The organism is uncultured Gimesia sp. (assembly GCF_937910335.1).
GTDB lineage: Bacteria > Planctomycetota > Planctomycetia > Planctomycetales > Planctomycetaceae > Gimesia.
On the sequence record NZ_CALEMX010000112.1, the window covers coordinates 1 to 4,721 of the forward strand.

Annotated in this window: 4 protein-coding genes and 1 pseudogene; 3 read left to right on the forward strand and 2 right to left on the reverse strand. The window is 46.2% G+C overall.

Features of this window, described 5'->3' with window-relative positions:
• Positions 1-255: pseudogene (locus Q0668_RS04510) on the reverse strand (hypothetical protein); the annotation flags it as partial.
• Between the two features lie 345 nt (positions 256-600).
• Between Q0668_RS04510 and Q0668_RS04515 the strand changes: the two are divergent.
• Positions 601-1,146, forward strand: coding sequence for a DUF1572 family protein (locus Q0668_RS04515; protein ID WP_298860428.1), 546 nt, complete (start codon positions 601-603; stop codon positions 1,144-1,146).
• A 138-nt stretch (positions 1,147-1,284) separates the two neighbouring features.
• Positions 1,285-2,913 carry a DUF4365 domain-containing protein gene (locus Q0668_RS04520; protein ID WP_298860431.1) on the forward strand — a complete coding sequence of 543 codons (1,629 nt, stop codon included), beginning with the start codon at positions 1,285-1,287 and terminating at the stop codon, positions 2,911-2,913.
• Positions 2,914-3,077: 164 nt separating this feature from the next.
• On the opposite strand, the gene Q0668_RS04525 is transcribed toward Q0668_RS04520, so the two are convergent.
• Positions 3,078-4,073 (reverse strand): sugar phosphate isomerase/epimerase, encoded by a 996-nt coding sequence (locus Q0668_RS04525; RefSeq protein ID WP_298860434.1) that lies wholly within the window; start codon positions 4,071-4,073, stop codon positions 3,078-3,080.
• 249 nt (positions 4,074-4,322) lie between these two features.
• Here Q0668_RS04525 and purE point away from each other — a divergent pair.
• On the forward strand, positions 4,323-4,721 hold a 399-nt coding region (gene purE / locus Q0668_RS04530), incomplete at its 3' end, for a 5-(carboxyamino)imidazole ribonucleotide mutase (protein WP_298860437.1).

The window sequence follows — 4,721 nt, forward strand, 5'->3', positions numbered from 1 at the left end:
GACGGGACCATTGGTGCGATACACCCAGAGTTCGCGGCCTGTAGACGCTTCATAGGCGGTGATAGAATCGTTACGTGAAGAGCCAAGCAGCAAAATCCCATCAGCGACGATAGGTTCGTAGCCGGCATCAAATTGTAAACGAGTACTGTGAAATGCGGGGGTAATCTCTGGCAGTTGTCGCGTCCATTTGAGTGACAGTGTTTCGGGTAGTGAATCGGTTGTGGCGCCGGTTCGACCCGCGTTTTGGCGCCACATCGGCCAGTCTTTGGCGTAGACAGATTCTGTTTCTGTTGCTGAAACAAAAAGTATGCATGTGAAGACGAATAAAATATGGAAATGCCGTAAATTGAAGTGATTCATAAATAAGCTTGATTCTAATGAGGCGAGATTTTCGGGATACGGTGAGAGTACTGACACGAAAGTTGTTTATTGATTATACGCGTGTCGAGAGGCGGTTACAACAAATCTGTCAGCGATAAACAGAGCAGAGGCATCTTCGTTTTATCAATAATAAAGACATCCAGAGAAATAACTTTCGACTTTGACCGTGAGTTACTAAAATAAACGACATTAAAACAATATCCATAAAAAGGAGATGTGATGGATACGACAGACCTGTTCGTGTCAGCGATTATCAACGCGTTTGAAGGCAATAAGCGGTTGGCGGATAATGCCGTCGCGCAAGTGTCCGATGAAAAACTCCGCATCGCCGTCGATGAGAATACGAATTCGATCGCGGTGATCATGAAACATGTTGCAGGAAATCTACTCTCGCGCTGGACCGATTTCCTGTCCACGGATGGCGAGAAAGCATGGCGGAATCGAGACGATGAATTCGTAGACTCATTCAAAAGTCGCGCCGAATTACTGGAATACTGGGAACAAGGTTGGTCGTGTCTTTTTGAAGCTCTTCAAAATTTGACCGCGTCAGATATAGAAAAAACAGTCGTAATCCGCGGAGAGCCACATACGGTGCCGTTGGCGATAGAAAGATCGCTGGGACATACGTGCTACCATATCGGACAAATCGTACAAGTCGCCCGCATCCAGGCGGGAGATAACTGGAATACGCTGACCATCCCCAAAGGGGAATCAGAACAGTTTAATAAAAAAAACTGGGGAGAGGTTGGGAAATCACATTCGTGATGCAGAGGTTTATTAATATTTCTGGTCTGTTCTATGGAGCAGCTGTACCTTTTAATTCCAACGATTTAACAGTTTTTACTATTCTTATCTGCTTCAGTAATTAGCTTGATTAGATCTTTTTTTTAGAGGATAACAAACATGCCCCGTCCAGAATCACATCGTATTGACGAGAGGGCTAAGCGAATCTTTGGAAGTTCTTTACAAGACAGTTGGGTCCCGCGCGAACAGCATCCAGATTATAGAATAGACTACACGATAGAAATATTTAATGGAGACGATTCGACAGGCTTGTTCTGGCACGCTCAACTGAAAGGCGTTAAAAATCCTTCTCGTCTTAAGACAGCTAATGCTGTTTCATTTTCAATGGAAGTCGATCATCTCGAATACTTTATAGATAAAGTCGTGCTACCGGTTTTCTTAGTTGTTGTCGACACAACCAAGGAAGAAGTCTGGTGGGTTTTTCTTCAACACTATATAAACTCTAAATTGAAGGCCAACTGGCGAGAACAGTCCTCTGCAACGATACGTCTACCATTAGAAAATTCTATTCATAATTCAGTCAAGCTCCAAAAGGCAATTTCAGATGCCACTCAATATATGCGAGAGCTTTACCCATCTTCAATTGCCGCTGCACTAAGTGCTGAAAAGAACCGAATGGAGTCTCTTGATCCTCGGTTTGAAATCGACATCAATGCAACGCAGGAAGGAACCAATTACTCGCTAAAACCCAAAGAGAAAGAAGTATGTTTTAAATTTCATTTCAAAGGTGAGAATTCGGTTGATAAAGCAAAAGAACTTATCGAATCAGGGGGTAAAGTCGATTTTTCAGACAATGAGGTTGAAGTTGAAGGAATGGTTAAAGAATGGGTAGATGGCTATGAATTAGTTGCTCTTAAAACAACCCAGAGGGCTCCTGTAATGATACGGTTCTCAGCTTTAGACGAGTTAAACAACCAGCGAGTGAATCTAGAAATAAGCGGTGATATTTCTTGCGGTTCAAAGCGAGGAGAGTGTACGTGTGAGCTTTCGGGAGGTTTAATGAAAGTTGTTCTCCCAATAGACATTGAAAAAACGCAAGTGCCTATCAAGATCGAGTTCGATATTTCTAAGTGGGATGGAATAGACGTGAAGATACTCCCACATCTCGACACGATTTACCCATTCTTTGAACTCGTAAGCAGAGAACCATTTACAAAAGGAGATATCCATATTGAAATGGAAGTTTTCGTGTTGGGAAATCGACTACTGAAATCAACTGGCGACATCAATCTTACTATTAAAATGCAAAGCTACTCGCCTCTAATCATGGCACTATTCAAAGCACGCACAGTTGCCAAAGAACTTGGAATTGATGCAATCATTCCAAACGAAATGGGTCCGCTACAGGTCCACGAAATAGAAGTCGTATTTGGATTGTTGAAACATAAAATGCACACGTTTCCAACTCCTAAAGCAAAGACCACTCTAGAAATGCCGCAGTGGGCATTTAAAGAACAAATAGATAATATACAGAAAAAAGGGGCAGAATTTAGTAGATTTCAAGGTGGCGGCTACCCTTTTTTATCAACCGCTGTGGATCTAGGATTTCAAAAGATCACGTTCTCTGCCATGACAATGGATGAATCACAAACTGTCATAGTAGAAAATCTGAACCAGAAAGTTGTACTCGTTGCAGAAGAGAACTGTACGTGCACTTTGCGGCAATGTACAGAGCCGGAAATCAAGATGCTTGAAGATTGGCTTTCTAATGAGAAAGGTGATTCGTAGCAAAACAATTAGCCAAAGATTGAATGGGCAGGTTGAACAAAGTCAACATGCATACTAAAAAATATAATTCATAACGAAACAACACCGTGCATAAAAAAGGGAGAACGAAATTCGTTCTCCCTTTTCATTTCAAGCCGATCTAACCGAAGCGTTCTGTATTTTAATCAATCTCCGAAGGCGCCGTCGAAGGCGATGTCGGAGGGGGCGAAGTCGACGTTCTTGACGAACTGGCAGGCTTCGCGGGCGCCTTGATCGCGGTTCATGCCCATGTCTTCCCATTCAATGGAAAGCGGGCCGTTGTATTGTGCGTCGTTCAAGGCGCGGATGATTTCTTCGAAGCGAACGCCGCCACGTCCTACGCTGCGGAAATCCCAGCCGCGGCGTGCGTCCCCGAATGAGAGATGGCTGGCCAAAATGCCTGAGCGACCGTTTAATGTGACGGAAGCATCTTTCATGTGCGCGTGATAAATGCGATCGGGGAAGTAACGAATGAATTCGACGGGATCAACGCCCTGCCAGATCAGATGGCTGGGGTCGAAGTTGAAGCCGAACTCTTCGCGGTTGTCGATGGCCTTGAGCGCGGTTTCAGCCGAGTAAATATCGAAGGCGATTTCCGTGGGATGCACTTCCAGTGCGAACTTGACGCCGCATTCCTGGAAGACGTCAAGAATCGGATTCCAACGATCAGCAAACAACTGGAAGCCCGCGTCGATCATGGTGCGTGGCGTGGGAGGAAAATCATAGAGCAGATGCCAAATGCTGGAACCGGTGAAACCGTTGACCACGCTCACACCCAGTTTTTGAGCGGCGCGGGCCGAGTTCTTCATTTCTTCAATGGCACGCTCGTTCACGCCGGCAGGATCGCCATCGCCCCAGACGTATTCGGGCAGGATCGCTTTGTGGCGTTCGTCGATGTTATCGAGAACGGCCTGTCCTACCAGGTGATTCGAAATCGAGAACAATTGCAGGTCGTATTTTTCGAGCAGTTCCCGTTTGCGGTTACAATAGGTGTCATCGGAGAGGGCTTTGTCGACTTCAAAATGGTCTCCCCAGCAGGCTAGTTCCAAGCCGTCATAGCCGAATTCTTGTGCTTTTTTACACATTTCTTCGAGCGGGAGATCAGCCCATTGTCCGGTGAATAATGTTACAGGGCGTGCCATAAGAAGATCCTTTCATATTGTCACATCTGGGAATGAATAAATCGTCTCTCACACTAGACCAGAGCACTCAAAATGTCAAACGAATCCGCACTTGTCTGAGGCAGCCTGCAAAAAAAGAGGATGCGAGACTCCTATCAGGTAAGGAAATTGATTATTATCGGAGTCACATCCGATCAGAATAAACTAGTCTCGCTTAGAAACTCGTCTCGTTCGCGGCCTGAAAATCGCCTGAAACAGGAAAGTTCCATTATGTCAGAAAACAGTTCCCCCCTGGTGGGCGTAATCATGGGAAGTCAATCCGACTGGGAAACGATGAAAGAGGCGGCCGCCATTCTGGAACAGTTCGGCGTCGAGCATGAATGCCGCGTCGTTTCGGCCCATCGTACTCCCGACCGGATGAACGAATATGCGAAGACCGCGGAAGAACGTGGATTGGAAGTGATCATCGCGGGAGCGGGTGGTGCTGCTCATCTTCCTGGAATGGTCGCCGCACAAACAGTCTTACCGGTCCTGGGTGTGCCTGTCAAAAGCCGGGCACTACAAGGGCTCGACTCCCTGCTCTCTATTGTGCAAATGCCGGGCGGTGTGCCTGTGGGAACATTGGCGATTGGGGAATCGGGGGCGAAAAACGCGGCGCTACTGGCGATA